Below are 16,623 nucleotides of genomic sequence, written 5' to 3' on the forward strand. Positions count from 1 at the left end.
TGCACATCCAATCAACAGTCCCTGACCGAGCGGATGGCAACCGCGGCCACGCAAGCGAGTCCCGCGCCGAAACGCTTCTTCCGGAGTGGGGTGCCTGGTCGCGCAGCGGTGACACGATGACCGCTGGCCGTCCGGACGCCTACGCAACCCTCAACGTGCCACTGTGCCAATCACGGTCAGCCAGACTTGCACCACACCGCGGTGATAAACCACCCCGTACATTATGGGCGACGGTCTGCATCACCCTTTGCGATTTGTGTTGCAACTTCGGCGAACACATCTCGGAGCCAGCGATGCCCCATGTCGTTGCGATAGCTCGGATGCCACCACAGTGCCTCGACGAAAGGCGCAGAACCGAAGGGGCACGGCAGGACTTTCAGGCCCGCTACGTCGCTGAATAGGTCTGCCAGTCTCTTCTGCACCACAGTGACTCGATTCGTGCCTCGGAGCAGGAACGGCAACGCGGTGAAGCTTTCTGTGACGACCTTCGTTTTGGGCTCGACTCCCTTGGACTTCAACTGCTGCAAAGCCGTATTCGATGGCCAGTCGTAGCTAACGACCCACGGCATCTCAGCGAGTTGCTCGATGGTCAACGAATCGGCTGCCGCCTCGTTGTCGGCGGCAACCAAGCACACCCACTCGTCGTGAAAGAGATCCAAGTACGGCAGTTCGTCGACGTAGCCGTGCGGGATCACCAGTGCGTCGACAGCTCGATGCTCGTCGGTCATCGCTCCCAGCAGCTTCTTCCGAACCGGTTCGATATGCAGACAGACGTGAGGCGCACGTTCCTCGATGTCCGCGACCAAGTCGCCGATGAAAACGGACAACGCGTAGTCCGAGGCCATGATGCGGAAGTCTCGCCGTGATGTCTGCGGGTTGAACCCTGACTGTTCGGCGAAAACCCGGCGCACCCCGGCCACTGCCGCATCGGTCCGATCGAGCAACTCGACGGCAAGAGGAGTGAGCAGATAGACGTTGCCCGAACGCACAAGAAGGTTGTCACCGAAATGACGTCGTAACTTGCCGAGCTGAGCACTCATCGAGGGTTGGCCGATCCCGACACGCTCTGCTGCCCGGCTGACGCTGCGTTCGTGGAGGAGAGCCTGCAAGGACAGCAGCAGATTGAGATCAAGGTTTGCCAGCTCCATTTTGCTCCTACACGGTCCACGCTTGCGACAGCAATGTCGTTCCTACCACCACGTTTGCACAATCGGATCACCCCGCGAACCAAAAGAGCGATCCGACCGGAGCCGTCGAGTCGATCTGCCCGAGCAGCTGACGATGTATGCCGGTGGTCGGCTGTTCTCGTATCGCCTGAGTCGATAGTGGGTATCTACGAAGAGGTGTTCCCACCCGGCTGGTCTCCGCACATGATGTAAGTCACAAGCCGTCATCAAGGCTTGCAGCTCGGGCCCACTGCCGACGAACCCATCCGCGACAGGGATGACCTCGTTTGCGCATCCGAGCCGACCCTCATCCCAAAGACGTGAATACGAGGTCTCTCCATGGTTGCTGTCCGCAGCGTCCTAATCGTAGGTGGTGGCACCGCTGGGTGCGCCCTGGCGATCGGTCTGGCACACGCGGGTATCGCGGTCGAGATCGTCGAAATCAAGTCGGACCAGTCCGTCCGCGGTTCCGGCATAACGCTCATGGGCAACGCGCTTCGTGAGCTGCGGGCTCTGGGTGTATGGCCCGAAGTCGAAGCGTCCGGGTACGGATTCGACTCCGCTGCATTTACTTCGGTGTCGGGCGAACTGCTGTTCGAGATCACCGACGCCAAGATTGGCGGACCGGATCTGCCGGCGACACTCGGCATGACGCGGCCGAGGTTGGCAGAGATCCTCTCCTCGGCAGCCATCGCCGCCGGTGCCGCAGTACGCACAGGCAGCACCGTGTCACGACTCGATGATGACGGTGCCGGAGTCGACGTACAGTTCGCGGACGGCGACTCTGCACGATATGACCTGGTCGTCGGCGCCGATGGCATCCATTCGGTAGTGCGCAACCTGCTCGATATCGACGTCGAACCCCGTCCCACCGGTGTGGGGCTGTGGAGGGTGCAGACCCCCCGGCCAGAAGGTGTCACCCGCATCGACACGTGTTCGGATGGACCGTGCCTCATCGCAGGTCATACACCCACCAGCGCAGACACCCTGTATGCGTACCTGGCCGAGGATTTGACCGACAGGTCGGATCTGACATCGGACGAGCTCGTCGCCACGCTTCGCCAGTTGCTCGACGGCTATGGCGGCAACTGGACCGCGATTCGGGAGACCATCACCGATCCAAGCAAGATCAACTACACCTCGGTCGAGTCACTGTTGATCCGAGACCAGTGGCATCGCCGCCGAGTGGTGCTGATCGGCGATGCGGTGCACGCGTGCCCACCCACCTTGGCTCAAGGTGCGGCGATGTGTCTAGAGGACGCCGCTGTGCTGACCGAGCTCCTCGTGGGCGCGGACCAGCTCGACGACGCGCTGCTCGAAGCGTTCTACACCCGCCGGTTCGACCGGGTACGCACAGTCGTGGAAAGTTCGCTCCAGATCACCGAATGGATGCTTGCACGCGAAGTGCACAGCGACATGCCGCAGTTGATCCACAAGGTCAATTCAGTCATCGCACAGCCGGCATGACAGCAGCGAACCGAGCGAATTCTTCCGGCACGCACACCGGGTCCACCATCACCCGAAACGACTCACCAGTTGGAGGGCAAGTGTCCACACGTCTCATCACCCACCTACGCCATGTCGATCTCGCAGTGCCGGATTACGACAAGCAGGTCGAGTTCTACACCAACCTGTGGCAGTTGTCTCCCGTCGCCGACGAGAAAGGAATCATGTTCCTGGCAGCCGAGGGATCGCCCGAGCAATACGTCGTGCGCCTTCGGCAAGCAGATGAGAAACGCCTCGACCTGGTCGCCTTCGGCGCGGTCGACGCGGCCGCCGTCGAAACCCTCGCCGAGCGCCTGAGTGCGGACGGAGTCACCCTGGTCAGCCCACCCGGCAAGCTGCAGACACCCGGCGGCGGATACGGATTCCGCTTCTTCGACATCGACGGCCGCACGGTCGAAATCTCCTCCGACGTTGCAGTTCGCAAGCACCGCCGGGTCGAAGAGGGCGAGTCCGTTCCGGTCAAGCTCTCCCACGTGGTGATCAACTCCCCGAACGCCGCGCGTACACGTGCGTTCTACGAGCGACTTCTCGATTTCTCGTTGTCAGACACGCTTTCGCTCCCCGACATGGGGGAGGTGTTCTACTTCATGCGCTGCAACCCGACCCATCACAGCCTGGCGATTTCGCAGGCTCCCCACACCTCGCTCAACCACGTGTCGTTCGAGATGCGCGGAATCGACGAGTACATGCGCGGGACCGGGCGCCTCATGCGGGCCGGCGCCACGAAAATCTTCGGGCCTGGCAGGCACAAGGCCGGCGACAACACCTTCAGCTACTTCCTCGATCCCCACGGCAACACGGTGGAGTACACCACCGAGTTGGAGGTGCTCGACGAAGACCTGTGGCACCCCCATCTGTACGACGTGTCGGATCCGGCCGTCGCAGATGTGTGGGGCACAGCTCAGTCCGAAGAAGAAGGCATGATGCGGACGTTCAATGACCCGGACAAGGGCATCTTCATCGCCCCGCCCGTCTAGATCGGACTACAGCGCAGGTGACCTACCGACGACCAGTGGAGTGAAGAATCTTGTTCGAGTACTTTCCCGGCAACTACATCTGGAACCTGGCCGCCGCCGGCGTCCTGAACAGCGGCGGCAACATCGACGAGTTCGACCGCGCCTGCAAGCCCCTCCTCGAAGCCGGTGCGCACCAACAGAAGGACGGGAGCGAGCTCCTCTTCGCCTCCTGGTCTTCCGTGGTAGATCGTTTGGTGGAGTCAGCTGACAACGACGCCTCGCACGGGCGCAGTCGAAGCGCCGGGGCGAAGTATCGGCGCGCGGCCAACTATCTCGGTGGCGCCGAGCGGATGCAGAGCAGGCACTGGCCCGACAGGAAACAGGCCTACGAACGGACCCTCGAGCTGTTCGAGAAGGGGACAGCGGATCGAAACTGCACCCGGGTGGAAGTCCCCTTCGGTGACACCACCTTGCCGGCATATTTCGTACGCGCCGAGACTTCGGAAACGAACGCGCCATGCATCATTCAGTGGAACGGTCTCGACTCGACGAAGGAAATGCTGTACCTCACCGGCTTCGCGGATGAACTGGCTGCCCGCGGCGTATCCACATTGATGGTGGACACGCCGGGGACGGGTGAAGCTCTTCGTCTTCAGCATCTGACGGCCACGCCCGAAACCGAAGGGTGGGCGTCTGCCTGCGTCGACTATCTCGAAACCCGCTCGGACGTCGACAACGCCCGAATCGGGCTAGTCGGTTGGTCGTTGGGCGGCTACTTCGCGCCCAGAGCAGCGGCGTTCGAGAAGCGGCTGAAGCTGTGCGTCGCGTGGGGAGCCAACCACAACTGGGGCGAGATGCAGAAGCGTCGTCAGGCCAGGGAGGGCGAGAACCCGGTACCCCACTACTGGGACCACGTGATGTGGGTGTGGGGGGCGGAGGACATTGAGGAGTTCATGTCTGTCGCCGAACGCGTGTCGCTGGTGGGCGTGCTGGACAAGATCACCGTGCCGTTCCTGGTCACACACGGCGAAAGCGACAGGCAGATACCAGTCGAATACGCCCAGCAGAGTTACGACGAAGCGGTCAACAGTCCCAAGCGCGAGTTGAGGATCTTCACGCAGGAGGAGGGGGGCTGCGAGCACGTGGGCTGCGACAACATTTCGCTGCACGCCACTTTCATCGCCGATTGGATCGACGAAACCTTCAGCGATCTCGACTAGATCGAACATCCCAGTACCAAGCGTCGCGGCACCGAACCGGAGAAACAGGTCAATGGATTTAACTGGAAAAGTAGCAATCGTCACCGGCAGCGGACAGGGGCTCGGACTCGCCTACGCAAAGAGCCTCGCCCACTACGGGGCAGCTGTGGTCGTCAACGACGTCAATCCCGAGTCGGCGCAGGCAGCGGTCGACGAGATCACCAAATCGGGTGGACATGCGGTGCAGGTCATCGCCCCGATCGGGAGCACCGAGACCGCCAAGGAGTTGGTCGACGCCGCGGTCGAGGCGTTCGGACGGCTCGACATCCTGGTCACCAACGCCGGCATCCTGCGCGATTCCGTCCTGTGGAAGATGACCGATGAGAATTTCGACGCGGTCATCGAGGTGCATCTGCGTGGGACGTTCACCTGCGTCCGGGAGGCCGTGCTCCGGTTCCGCGAGCAGGGCGACGGCGGGCGCGTCATCTGCATCGGGTCCCCTGCCGGTCAGCGCGGAAACTTCGGCCAGACCAATTATTCTGCCGCCAAAGCCGGCATCGTCGGGATGGTCCGGACCTGGGCGATGGAACTGCAGCGGGCCGGCGTCACTGCCAACGCGGTGTGCCCGGTGGCGGCCACAGCGATGACCGAGACCGTCCCGTTCCTGGCCCCCTACGTCAAGGACCTGAAAAACGGCGAGCCTTTGCCGCCCATCATCCGCCGCGACGTGGGCATGGGGACGCCGGAAGACGCAGCAGGATTGATCAGCTTCCTCGCAAGCGACGCCGCCGCGGACATCACGGGACAGGTGTTCTCCATCGGCGGCGACCGGTTGGCCCTGTGGTCACACCCTCAACTGACAGCCACCGAGTTCCACGACGAGGGTTGGTCGGCCGACGACATCGCGACCCAATGGGCGTCCTCGTTCGCGGACGCGGTCGAATCCGTCGGGGAAAGCTTTCCGGAAGAACTCACTGCGAAATGAGCAAGTACGAATACGGGATCGATTTCGACGCGATCGACGCAATCGACTTCCACACCCACGTCCAGGTCGACGGGTGTGGGCAGCACGCAATGGACGACACCCTGTTGGCCGCCACCGAGAAGTACTTCAAGACCACCGGGGACCAAAGTCCATCGGTCGACGCCGTCGCCGAACACTACCGTTCGAGGAACATGGCTGCCGTCGTCTTCACCGTCGACGCCGCTTCCGCCACAGGGCACTCCGCGAATTCTGTCGAGGACATAGCCGAGGGTGCGGCCCGCCACAACGACGTGCTCATTCCGTTCGGCTCTGTCGATCCCTGGCAGGGCAAAGCGGCTGTCGAACGTGTGCACCGACTCGTCGACGAGTACGGAGTCAAAGGGTTCAAGTTCCATCCGAGCATGCAGGGATTTGCGCCCAACGACCGGCAGTTCTACCCCCTGTACGAGGCCATCGCACACACCGGAGTACCAGCACTGTTCCACACCGGCCAGACGGGCATCGGCGCCGGCCTCCCCGGTGGTCACGGCATCAAACTGCGGTACTCGGACCCGATGCTGCTCGACGATGTTGCAGCCGACTTTCCCGACCTGACGCTGGTACTGGCGCATCCGTCGGTGCCCTGGGTGGACGCCCAGATCTCCATCGCGACGCACAAGGCGAACGTCTTCGTGGATCTGTCCGGATGGTCGCCGAAGTACTTTCCACCACAGCTGGTCAGAGCCGCTAACTCCCTACTGAGGAACAAGGTTCTCTTCGGCTCCGACTACCCGGTGCTGCAGGTCGATCGTTGGCTGAGCGACTTCGAGAACATCGAGGTCAAGCCTGAGATTCGGCCGCTGATCCTCAAAACGAACGCGTTGACAGTGCTCGGCATCAAGGCCTGAACCTCGCCCCGGCGCAGAGAACGAACCGAAGTGGAGAGAAGCAATTGAGTACACAGATCCTCGACGACTACATCGCCCGGCTCAGTCGGTGGGGCAAGTGGGGTGAGAACGATCAGCTGGGCGCGATGAACTTGGTCGGTGCCGAGCAGGTTCGAGCTGCCGCCGCTCTGGTTCGTGACGGAAAGGTCATCTCGTTGACGTTGCCGTACGACCAGAACGGGCCGCAGAGCGGTGGCGTCCGACAGAATCCGCAACTGGTGACCATCGCAACCGGAACCGACAGCCTGTCCGGAAGCCAAACCGAGACGCTGGCGACGGTGTTCGGAGCGCCCGGTGACTTCGGCTACTCGGACGACATGGTCATCATGGGAACTCAATGCGGAACGCAATGGGATGCCCTCTCCCATATCTTCCACAAGAACAAGATGTGGAACGGGTACAGCGCGTCGGAGCACACTTCGAATGGTGCCGCGCGCAACGGAATACAGCACTGGTCCGACCGAATGGTCCTCCGGGCTGTGCTCGTCGACCTCCCCGCGCATCGCGGCGTGCCCAGCTTGGACGATGGATACGCGATCACGGTGGACGACCTCGAGGCCGCTCTCGCAGCACAGGGAAGCACCATCCAATCGGGTGACGCCTTGGTCGTGCGCACAGGCCAGATGTCGGTGCGTCGAGGCAATTGGGGCGACTTCGCCGGAGGATCCGCACCGGGGCTGTCCCTACACACGGCTCCGTGGCTGTACGAGAAGGAAATCTCTGCGATTGTGACGGACACCTGGGGCGCGGAAGTGCGTCCCAATGAGATCGACAGCTTCCAGCCGCTTCACCAGGTCGTCCTCGTGCACATGGGACTGGCCATCGGTGAAATGTTCGACCTCGACGAACTCGCGGCAGCATGTGCGGCCGATGGACGCTACGAATTCATGCTGGCGGCCACCCCCCTGCCGATTACCGGCGCCGTGGGCTCCCCGGTGGGGGCGGTGGCGATCAAGTGACCGAACCACAGATCCTCTGGGAACCGGGCGACATCGAGGACACTGCCATCGGCCGATACCGGTCGTGGCTGCACGAGCGCTACGGCGTCGACAGTCTCGTCGACTACGCAGCCCTGTGGGAATGGTCGGTGGCAGATGCCGACCGTTTCTGGTCCTCGATATGGGAATTCTTCGATGTCCAGGCCGACGGTGAACCGGCGCCCGCGCTCGATGAGCGGTCCATGCCGGGCGCGCGCTGGTTCCCGAACGTCTCAGTCAACTACGCAGAGCGAGCGCTCTCGCCCCTGTGGCCCGACGACGCAACAGCGCTCATTTCCCACAACCAAACAGGACGTACCGCAGAACTGAGCTACGGAGAGCTGCGCGACCAGGTCGCACGCGCCCGTGCCGGACTGCTCCGCCTCGGAGTGCAGAAGGGAGATCGCGTCGCCGCAGTGTTACCGAACATCCCCGAGACGGTCGTCGCGTTCCTGGCCACGGCCAGCCTCGGAGCGGTGTGGTCGCTGTGCCCGCCGGAGTTCGGCACCAAAGCCATCTTGGACCGGCTGCAACAGATCGGGCCGACAGTGTTGCTGGTCGTCGACGGATACCGGTACGGAAGCAAAGAGGTCGACGTCTCCGGCGAGCACCGACGCCTGCGCGCGGGTCTCCCATCCGTCAAGGCAGCGGTACTGGTGTCCTCACTGCACCCGGATAGACCGGCCCAAGACGACATGGTGACGTGGAACGAACTCGTCGAGAAGTCCGCGCCCCTCGAGTTCGAGCGGGTGTCCTTCGACCACCCGCTCTACATTCTCTATTCGTCCGGCACCACGGGACTTCCCAAGTCCATCGTGCACGGCCACGGAGGCATGCTGCTCACGCACCTCAAAGATGGTGCACTACATCTGAACCTCGACCTCGGGGACCGCTTCTTCTGGTACACCACCACCGGGTGGATGATGTGGAACACCGTCGTCTCCGGGCTCCTCTCCGGTGCGACGATCGTACTGTTCGACGGCAATCCCGTGCACCCGGATCTCGGCACGCTGTGGCGCCTTGCCGCGCAGGAGAAGGTCACCCACTTCGGGGTGAGCGCGTCCTTCTTGATTGCGTGCCGTAGCCAGGGACTGGATCTGCAATCGGTGGGTGACTTGACCGCGATACGGTTCGTGGGATCGACCGGCTCACCTCTGCCGCCAACCGGGTACGAGTGGGTCTACGAGAACTTCGGCAGTTCGGTACAACTCGGATCCATCAGCGGGGGTACCGATGTGGCATCGACGTTGGTCGGTTCATCCCCGATGACCCCCGTCTGGTCAGGCGAAATCTCCTGCCGAGCACTGGGCATCCCCATCGACTCCTACGATGCGGATGGCAACTCCGTCGTCGATACCGACGGCGAACTCGTGATCACCGGACCGATTCCCGCCATGCCAGTGGCCTTGTACAACGATGCGGACGGCAGCCGCTACCACACGACCTGGTTCGACAAGTATCCGAACATCTGGCGACAAGGTGACTGGATCACCATCACCCATCGTGGATCGGTCCTGATCAGCGGGCGATCCGACGCGACTCTCAACCGCGGAGGCGTCCGTATCGGCACAGCCGAGTACTACTCGGTGCTCGAGGCGCGCCCCGAAATCGGGGACAGTCTGATCGTCCATCTCGACGATCCAGAGACCGGACACGGCCACCTGGTGTTGTTCGTCGTCGCCGCAACCGACGTCGACGACGACGCGTTACGGAAAATCGCCTCCGAGACCATCCGTGCCACCCTGTCGCCCAGGCATATTCCCGATCTCATACTCGTTGCGCCCGAGATCCCCCGCACCACTACCGGGAAGAAGCTCGAAGTGCCCGTCAAACGGATCCTGCACGGTGCAGACCCCCGTGACGTGGCCAACCCGAACACAATGGCCAACCCGCAGAGTCTGGCGTACTACCAGCACGCACTGACACCGACGACCTGAGGGGAACACGCAGCTGAAGCGGCTCCTGATGCACTCGATGTGCGCCCGGAGCGCGGACGGCATCGACGTTCACTCACTGACCGGTAATACACGAAGGAACGCAATGACTACGACTGTCACGACCACGAGCGATCTCCACCCACTCGTCGGACAACATCTCGGCTACAGCCGATGGATCGATGTGACCCAGGAGCGTGTGAACCAATTCGCGGACGCAACGGACGATCACCAGTGGATACACACCGACCCCGAACGCGCCTCGAAGGAAAGCCCGTTCGGCACGGCAATCGCCCACGGCTACCTCACTATGTCACTGCTGATCCCACTCTTGGGTGAAGTTCTGGTCGTCGAGAAAACTTCTCTCTCAGTGAATTACGGGTTGAACAAGGTCCGCTTCCCAGCTCCCGTTCCCGCGGGATCGAAGATCCGACTCGGCGCGACGCTCGGGCCCGTCGACACCATCGCCGGCGGTGTGCAAGTCGTCGCCGATGTCGTGATCGAGTGCGAGGGCGTGGACAAGCCCGTCTGCATCGCTCAACCAGTGTTCCGCTTCCTGGACTGATCGAGAAGAGAACTCAGTGAAGCGCACGCTGTATGAATCCGTCCATGAGGACTTCCGAAGCTCAGTCCGCCGTTTCGTCGAGAACAAGGTTGCGCCCAACCTCTCGGACTGGGAAACAGCCGGCATCGTCGACCGATCACTGTTCACCGAGGCAGGTGCAGCAGGGCTGTTGGGGATGTCGGTGCCCGAAGAATTCGGCGGGGGAGGCGTCGACGATTTCCGATTCAACGCCGTCGTCATCGAAGAACTCGCCTATGCCGGCGCACTCGCAGTAACCATGAACATCAGCGGTTTCAACGACCTGATCGCGCCATACCTCGTGTCGCTGGCCAACGAGGAACAACAACGTCGATGGCTACCCAACCTGTGCGAGGGCACCACCGTGGCAGCCATCGCAATGACCGAACCCGAAGCAGGCAGCGACCTGGCGGGTATCGCGACCGTCGCCGAGCCACACCCCGACCACTTCGTTCTCAACGGAAGCAAAACCTTCATCAGCAACGGCGTTCTCGCTGACATCCTGATCGTGGTGTGCCGCACCGACCCGTCCGCCGGAAGAGACGGATTCAGCCTCCTCGTCGTCGAACGTGGAATGGAAGGCTTCTCCCGCGGACGGAAGCTAGACAAGATCGGCTTGTCGAGCCAAGACACGGCCGAGCTGCACTTCGACAGTGTGCGCGTGCCCCGGACCAACCTCTTGGGTCAGCTGAATGAAGGGTTCCGCTACCTCAAAGGGAATCTTCCGCAGGAGCGACTCAGTGTGGCTGTCGCTTCGATGGCCGCGATGCGGCGCAGTTTCGACACCACGGTCTGTCATGCCACTACACGAAAAGCATTCGGATCGAGCCTGTCACACCTACAACACGTTCGATTCGAGCTTGCGGAGATGCGCACCGAAATCGAAGTCACCCAGGCGTTCGTCGACAATGCCATTAGTGCACAATCGCGTGGCACGCTCACAGATGTGGATGCCGCGATGGCCAAATGGTGGGCCACCGAATTGCATCAGCGTGTCGTCACACGGTGCCTGCAACTCCACGGAGGCTACGGATTCATCAAGGAGTACTCCATAGCGAGAGATTTCCTCGATGCGCGCGGCGCGACCATCTACGCCGGCGCGACGGAAATCATGAAGGAAATCATCGGGCGCGACACCACACGCGGGATGAAGCAGCGGTCCAGGATCTGACCATCCCTTACGGTGACTCATTGTCAGTGCGCAGCTGAGGTGCGAACCCGGCCGCATCTGGTGCTTTGCGCACCGTATCCGTACGGGTTCATCGTGGTGTATGACCGAGAATCCGGGAACTCGCGCGGGTCTGACAACAGGCGACACGGTGATGCTCCACCCTCAAGGGGTCTCGAAGTTCAAAATCCTCAGCATCGATGAGGACGGCCATGCACTCATCGAGTCCCTACTGGACAGCCCAGGAAAATACGCCTTCAGCGTCGCGGTGAAGTTTCTCGTCCCGGCGAAGTCCTGATCGTCTCTGAGTTCCTAGCGGAGGTCTGTCAGAGGGACGATCTACTCTGACAACCGCGACGAGCAACAGGTCGCCACTCACTGCCCAGACCGGTGATCTGATCACGGTCCTGATCTGCGGTGTTCCGCGGATTGGCAGGTGCGTGGCGGCCTGTTTCTCTTTGCGATCTGGGGTGAATCCGCCATCACTCGGCCTGCATCTATGGGGGCCCACTCGATTGGGTAGCTGTACCGATCCGCCTCCGGCGGGCGATACACAGCGCAGGAGGGGGTTGCTTCCATTCAACTGAGCCCGTTTCCGACCAAGGAGATCACGATGGAACTCTTGTTCTGGTACCCCTGGCTCACGCCTGTTGTCGACGCAATGGTTGCAGCAACGAGGTGGTGGCAGTCGCTTCCATTCAACTAACCCCGGAGGTGATGACGGTGATTCCGATCCCCCCGTACGGGTCGGGAACGAGCTGGATGGTGTGGACACCTTGGCTGGTGCCCATAGTTCTCTGGTGGAACTCCTGGCACTGACCCTGTACCTATCGCGCGCCGCCCGGCGACACGCTTTCCTGAGCCTTCTACCTGCGTAGCTCCCAGGTCACGGGCACAATCGGGGCTATGCGGCTGATTGCGCCCATGCTGGCCACGGCCGGCACGCTTCCGGACGACACGGCGGAACGGCCATGGAGTTTCGAGATGAAGTACGACGGGTGCCGCATGCTGGCCTCGGTGGGCGGCGGCCGCGAGCCGGTGCTGTGGACCCGCAACATGAACGTGGTGACACCCTCGTATCCCGAGATCGCCGAGGCATTGACGGCCGCGTTCGGCGGCCACGGACGCATCGTTCTCGACGGCGAACTGGTAGCTCTCGATCAGGGCACGCCATCCTTCGGGCTGCTCCAGCGCCGACTGGGGGTCACCCATGCGACGAAGCCGCTACAACGTCGAATACCTGTGACATTTTTACCCTTTGACGTCCTCGCGCTCGAAGGAGACGATCTCACGAAAGCGTCATATCTGGAGCGGCGGGCGGAGCTGGCCGAGCTGGATTCGGTCATCCAGGACGTCGGTGGCCTGCCCATCACCGTCCCTCCACACTGGGAAAATCAGAGCAGCAAAATCATGCTGAATGCCGCGAAAAGTGCTGGCATGGAAGGAATTTTGGCCAAACGATCGGCGTCGATCTACCTTCCGGGCCAGCGTAGCCGATCCTGGGTCAAGCATGCAATCCGCACGCGCAGTTCAGTTTTGGTGATCGGCTTCGTCGGCTCGAGTCGATCGGTCGCGGCGCTGATCCTCGGAGCGTACGACGCGGAAGAACGGTTAGTCCAGGTAGGTTCTGTCTCCAGCGGACTCACGGTCTCGATGCGCCGACAGCTCCGGGAGGACTTCCGGCCGCTGGAACGCCCTAGCAGCCCTCTCACGGACCCGTCAGCGGCCGCGGAGACCTTCCCCGGGGTTCAGTGGCTGAATCCTCGACTGGTCGTGGACGTCGCGTACAGGGCCCACACGGCGGGTGGGCTGCGCCATCCCTCGCTGAAAGGCCGGCGCTTCGACGTCGATTTTCAATCGGTCCGGGTGGAGGATCTGTAGCCCGACCAGAGGAAAGCCGCCGACACCTTCCCCGGCGTCAGCGGCCCTCCTCATCCCCCTACGCCTGGGAACGCTGCGCAATGCAGGTCTTACCCGGCCAGGGGGTGACAGTGACGCCATATCGCCTCTCGGCAAGTGGTCGCTCGCAGCGACTTTTCTGGTGTGGTACCCGGGGTATGCGCGCCACCGTCAGCTCTCTTCAACAGCGGCGGAGCGGGTGGTATTCCGATGCGCCGGCCAACTCTCACGGGGCGACCGGTCAGAAATTGATGACGCCATAGGCAAGGGGGTTCGGTGTATGCAGCGGGTCAGGCTTGCCGATGAGGGGGTGGTCAGTAAGCGGTTCACCGAGAATGGCCAGACCGCCGCGGTGCAGGGTGAGTCCGGTGATCGATGCCACCAGGACAACAGTCTTGTCGTGGACCATGAGGACGATCGTTGATGCGGCGACGTGGTCGGCACGGAACTTCCACACTCCGCGTCCGCGCTCCCACAGTTCTTGCGGCGTGAGATCCGGGGAGTAGCCGACGTGCGTTCGGCCGAGGGGGTCGCCGGTCTCGGCGGGTGAGGATTCGTCGAGCCTGACCCGAACTGCGGTGATCCGTGGTGGGAGCTGCTTCGGGCGGAAGCCCTGCAACTCGGACAACGACCCTCTCTCGCGGTCCCGAGGCAGATGATTAAAGGCGGGATAGTGCCTCCCTGCGAGGTTGACCGGAGGCAGGTCACCGGTCGCGGAGAAGCGCTGTTGCTCGCAGAATTGCACGCGCCGCTCGATGTCGTCTTGTAGGGGTGTGTCGACGATGTCGAAGCCGAGCTTCTTCAACGCCCATGCGATCTCGTGATGATGCCGCCCGGGAAGATACCGGTCATGAAAGTGCCCGGCATCTTCCGGCACGGCCGAGTGCATGTCCTCCCGGCAGTCCTGCGGCAGCGCATCGAGGATGCGGAGCATGCACGCGCCGAGCAGGCTCGATGTCGGCTCGCTCAGCGTGGGACGATGCTCGACGGTCGCGATGGCGGCGTACACGCTGACCATGCGAACGAAATATGCCTCCACCAGTGGGAAGATCTCGTCCCACCACTCGACTGCGTCGGCCGCCTTGCCGCAAAACTGGGCGTAGTGCGGGCTCTCATCGAGGATGCGGACCGCGGCCGCGGCCGAATCGTCCAGGGCGTCGAGAATCAGTTGTGCGTGCTCTGTGCTCTCACACTTGTCGCACGGGTGGGCGAGCACACGGAAGGTGGATTCACTGCGCCGAAACCTACGATGACCGCAGCTGTAGACGAGGCAGCCAGGGGCTACGCAGTACAGGCATGCGTGGAGATCCCCCTGCTTCCACGTCGCGTGCGATCGCCGTTGCAGCGGCGTTTCTCGCCACTCGTGACCAACAGGGCAACGCCACCACAGCATCTCGTGTGAAGATGCGGTGATCGAATCAAGATCGACCCCGGCATTGCGGGTCCGATGTAGTTGCCGAAACAGGTCTGGGTGCTCATCTTTGAAACGCATACTCCCCCTTGTGTCTCCTGTTCGAGGCCGTCAGTGGGCGTCGTGGAAGGCCTGCTCGACCTCGGCGGGCATACGACCGCGGGAGGAGAGCTCGTAGCCCTGCTCGAGCGCCCAGGCGCGGATCTTCTTCGTTTCGCCCGATGGCCGCTTCCCGGCAGTGGGGTTACCCGGTCGGTCCGCGCGGTGCTTGCGGCCGCCGACCCGGGTGGAGTGCGCGATGTAGTACTCGAAGGTCTCGCGGAGTTCCTTCGCGTGCTCGTCCTTCAGGTCGATCACATACTCGACGCCGTCGACTGCATAGTGGATGCTCTCGCCGTCCTCACCGAAGGCTGTGCCGTCGATGTCGTCGACCATCTCAACTACGACCTTGCGTGCCACAGATTCCACTCCTCGTTCTCCGGCACAGACCGGATGACAGTACTGGCAGTATCAGAAAACTCCGCGAGCCCCGGGGATCTATGGGTGCCGGGCCGGATGGTCTGACTCCGGGAAGTTCTCGGCCCACTCCCGTCGCCGGTCCGGACCTCGAAGTGCGCCTCCCACGGGAGGTCGAAATCGGCCGATTCGACAGCGTCCTCTGCTGCGTCAAGGTCATCGAACACGGCCGCGCCCTCCGGGGTTCGGTCCGTCTGAGACGGTGTAGCGCCCTGAACTGTCGCGCGGCGCCAGCAGATGTCCTGTCCCGCCGCCGAAGCAACCCCTGAGGGTCGACTCCGTCGCTGCAGTCCGGCAGTAGACACGCACACCTAACGCACGCCTACCCCTGAGAGTCACTTCGTGTCCCGCTCGCCGTCCTTGGTCGCCGCGCCGGCAGTACGCGCCTCGGCGAGTTCGGCGCGCAGCTCATCAGCTCGCTCGCGGGCGGTCGCTGCCTGCGCCTGCGCGGTCACCAGATCCGCCTTGGTGGCGCCGAGCTCGTCGCGGAGTTCGCCGGCTCGCTCGCGAGCGGCCGCTGCCTGCGCCTGGGCAGTGGCGAGATCCGCCTTAGTGGTGGCGAGTTCGTCGCGGGCTGCATCCGCTCGGGTGCGTTCGGACTGCACCGCGGTCCGCGCCTCTGCGAGATCGGATTCGAGACGGGCAATGGTGGCCGTCGACGCTGCCAGTGCGCGTTCAGATTCAGTCCGAACCTGGTCGATCTCACTGCCGAGCTCGGTGTTGCGGGCCTGGAGGGACTCGATGATTTTCTGTTGTTCTGCCGCCTGGTCGCGGTGCTCGGCGGCCGCGGTGTCGAACTGCTGCTGCCACCGATCAAGGACTGCGGTGTGTTCGTCAGCGAGCGCGGCCAGCTCCTGCTGCTGCGTTACCCGCAGGGCCTGCAGCTGCTCAGCGTGCTCACGCTGGGCATCGGCGAGCGCTGTCGATGACTCCGCGGCCGCCGCTTCGGCGGCCTGGGCGACAGCGTCGGCGTTCTTCCGGTCATCGATCGCCGCGTCGAGCTGGTTACGGAGGTCTTCGATCTCCGCGGCGGCGTCGGCCTCCACCTTGGCAGCGGTGACCTGTGCGCGGCGTAGGTGGGCGTCTATCGCTGCCGGATCCCCGAGCAGGTCGACCGCACCGGTGATCCGATCAGCAACCGCAGACAGCCTTTCCAGTGCGCCGCCGGCCTCCTGCCGGAGCAACGGCAGGACCTGCGCCAACGCCGCCGCGGCCTCCGCGGGGTCGTTGGGTAGCTCAGCCTCCGCCGCGGCCGAGGCGGTCTCCTGCTTCTGCCGCGCCCGCCAGGCCCGGACTCGGTCAGCGTCCGACGCGTACTCCCGGGGCCTACCCGGCTTGTTTTCAGCCATTTCGACGCTCCCACCGTTGACGTGAGGTAAATCGTAACACATTATCGT

15 protein-coding genes and 1 pseudogene are annotated in these 16,623 nt (G+C 62.9%); 11 read left to right on the plus strand and 5 right to left on the minus strand.

The genetic code is table 11. The features are described 5' to 3' along the window. Nucleotides 1-221 precede the first annotated feature (221 nt). The gene (locus AC1D1G_RS11180) at nucleotides 222-1,148 is read right to left on the minus strand and encodes a LysR family transcriptional regulator (RefSeq protein WP_477952141.1); all 927 of its coding nucleotides are present in this window, start codon (nucleotides 1,146-1,148) and stop codon (nucleotides 222-224) included. Nucleotides 1,149-1,505: 357 nt separating this feature from the next. Between AC1D1G_RS11180 and AC1D1G_RS11185 the strand changes: the two genes are divergently transcribed. From AC1D1G_RS11185 to AC1D1G_RS11235, 11 genes are all read left to right on the plus strand, one after another. After that, entirely contained in the window at nucleotides 1,506-2,633 is a 1,128-nt protein-coding gene (locus AC1D1G_RS11185; RefSeq protein WP_477952142.1) for an FAD-dependent monooxygenase, read from the plus strand. 80 nt (nucleotides 2,634-2,713) lie between these two features. Beyond that, on the plus strand, nucleotides 2,714-3,649 hold the full coding sequence (locus tag AC1D1G_RS11190; protein WP_477952143.1) for a VOC family protein: 936 nt from the start codon (nucleotides 2,714-2,716) through the stop codon (nucleotides 3,647-3,649). Nucleotides 3,650-3,699: 50 nt separating this feature from the next. Beyond that, nucleotides 3,700-4,848 carry an alpha/beta hydrolase family protein gene (locus AC1D1G_RS11195; RefSeq protein WP_477952144.1) on the plus strand — a complete coding sequence of 383 codons (1,149 nt, stop codon included), beginning with the start codon at nucleotides 3,700-3,702 and terminating at the stop codon, nucleotides 4,846-4,848. 52 nt (nucleotides 4,849-4,900) lie between these two features. Further along, nucleotides 4,901-5,812: a 4-hydroxyphenyl-beta-hydroxyacyl-CoA dehydrogenase gene (couN, locus tag AC1D1G_RS11200; RefSeq protein ID WP_477952145.1), complete on the plus strand. Its 912-nt coding sequence runs from the start codon at nucleotides 4,901-4,903 to the stop codon at nucleotides 5,810-5,812. Continuing rightward, nucleotides 5,809-6,699: a 4-hydroxyphenyl-beta-ketoacyl-CoA hydrolase gene (gene couO / locus AC1D1G_RS11205; protein WP_477952146.1), complete on the plus strand. Its 891-nt coding sequence runs from the start codon at nucleotides 5,809-5,811 to the stop codon at nucleotides 6,697-6,699. Before couN ends, couO begins: the two co-directional genes overlap by 4 nt. Before the next feature lie 44 nt (nucleotides 6,700-6,743). After that, on the plus strand, nucleotides 6,744-7,697 hold the full coding sequence (locus tag AC1D1G_RS11210) for a cyclase family protein (RefSeq protein ID WP_477952147.1): 954 nt from the start codon (nucleotides 6,744-6,746) through the stop codon (nucleotides 7,695-7,697). Beyond that, on the plus strand, nucleotides 7,694-9,652 hold the full coding sequence (locus AC1D1G_RS11215) for an acetoacetate--CoA ligase (protein ID WP_477952148.1): 1,959 nt from the start codon (nucleotides 7,694-7,696) through the stop codon (nucleotides 9,650-9,652). Before AC1D1G_RS11210 ends, AC1D1G_RS11215 begins: the two co-directional genes overlap by 4 nt. Nucleotides 9,653-9,755: 103 nt before the next feature. Continuing rightward, nucleotides 9,756-10,214: a MaoC family dehydratase gene (locus AC1D1G_RS11220; RefSeq protein ID WP_477952149.1), complete on the plus strand. Its 459-nt coding sequence runs from the start codon at nucleotides 9,756-9,758 to the stop codon at nucleotides 10,212-10,214. A gap of 16 nt (nucleotides 10,215-10,230) precedes the next feature. Further along, a complete protein-coding gene (locus AC1D1G_RS11225) occupies nucleotides 10,231-11,403 on the plus strand; it encodes an acyl-CoA dehydrogenase family protein (RefSeq protein WP_477952150.1) in 1,173 nt (390 codons plus the stop codon). A gap of 100 nt (nucleotides 11,404-11,503) precedes the next feature. Beyond that, nucleotides 11,504-11,698, plus strand: coding sequence for a hypothetical protein (locus AC1D1G_RS11230; protein WP_477952151.1), 195 nt, complete (start codon nucleotides 11,504-11,506; stop codon nucleotides 11,696-11,698). A 608-nt stretch (nucleotides 11,699-12,306) separates the two neighbouring features. Continuing rightward, a complete protein-coding gene (locus tag AC1D1G_RS11235) occupies nucleotides 12,307-13,281 on the plus strand; it encodes an ATP-dependent DNA ligase (protein ID WP_477952153.1) in 975 nt (324 codons plus the stop codon). Nucleotides 13,282-13,540: 259 nt separating this feature from the next. On the opposite strand, the gene AC1D1G_RS11240 is transcribed toward AC1D1G_RS11235, so the two are convergent. The 4 genes and pseudogenes from AC1D1G_RS11240 to AC1D1G_RS11255 all read right to left on the minus strand — a co-directional run bounded on the left by AC1D1G_RS11240 (nucleotide 13,541) and on the right by AC1D1G_RS11255 (nucleotide 16,575). Then, nucleotides 13,541-14,515 (minus strand): hypothetical protein, encoded by a 975-nt coding sequence (locus AC1D1G_RS11240; RefSeq protein WP_477952193.1) that lies wholly within the window; start codon nucleotides 14,513-14,515, stop codon nucleotides 13,541-13,543. A gap of 129 nt (nucleotides 14,516-14,644) precedes the next feature. Continuing rightward, a pseudogene (locus AC1D1G_RS11245) lies at nucleotides 14,645-14,791 on the minus strand (zinc-ribbon domain-containing protein); the annotation flags it as partial. Nucleotides 14,792-14,821: 30 nt separating this feature from the next. Then, nucleotides 14,822-15,169, minus strand: a complete 348-nt coding sequence (locus AC1D1G_RS11250) for a histone-like nucleoid-structuring protein Lsr2 (protein WP_477952154.1) — start codon at nucleotides 15,167-15,169, stop codon at nucleotides 14,822-14,824. 392 nt (nucleotides 15,170-15,561) lie between these two features. Next, nucleotides 15,562-16,575, minus strand: a complete 1,014-nt coding sequence (locus tag AC1D1G_RS11255; protein WP_477952155.1) for a hypothetical protein — start codon at nucleotides 16,573-16,575, stop codon at nucleotides 15,562-15,564. Nucleotides 16,576-16,623: the final 48 nt, after the last annotated feature.

The organism is Rhodococcus sp. P3_B8 (genome assembly GCF_056402775.1).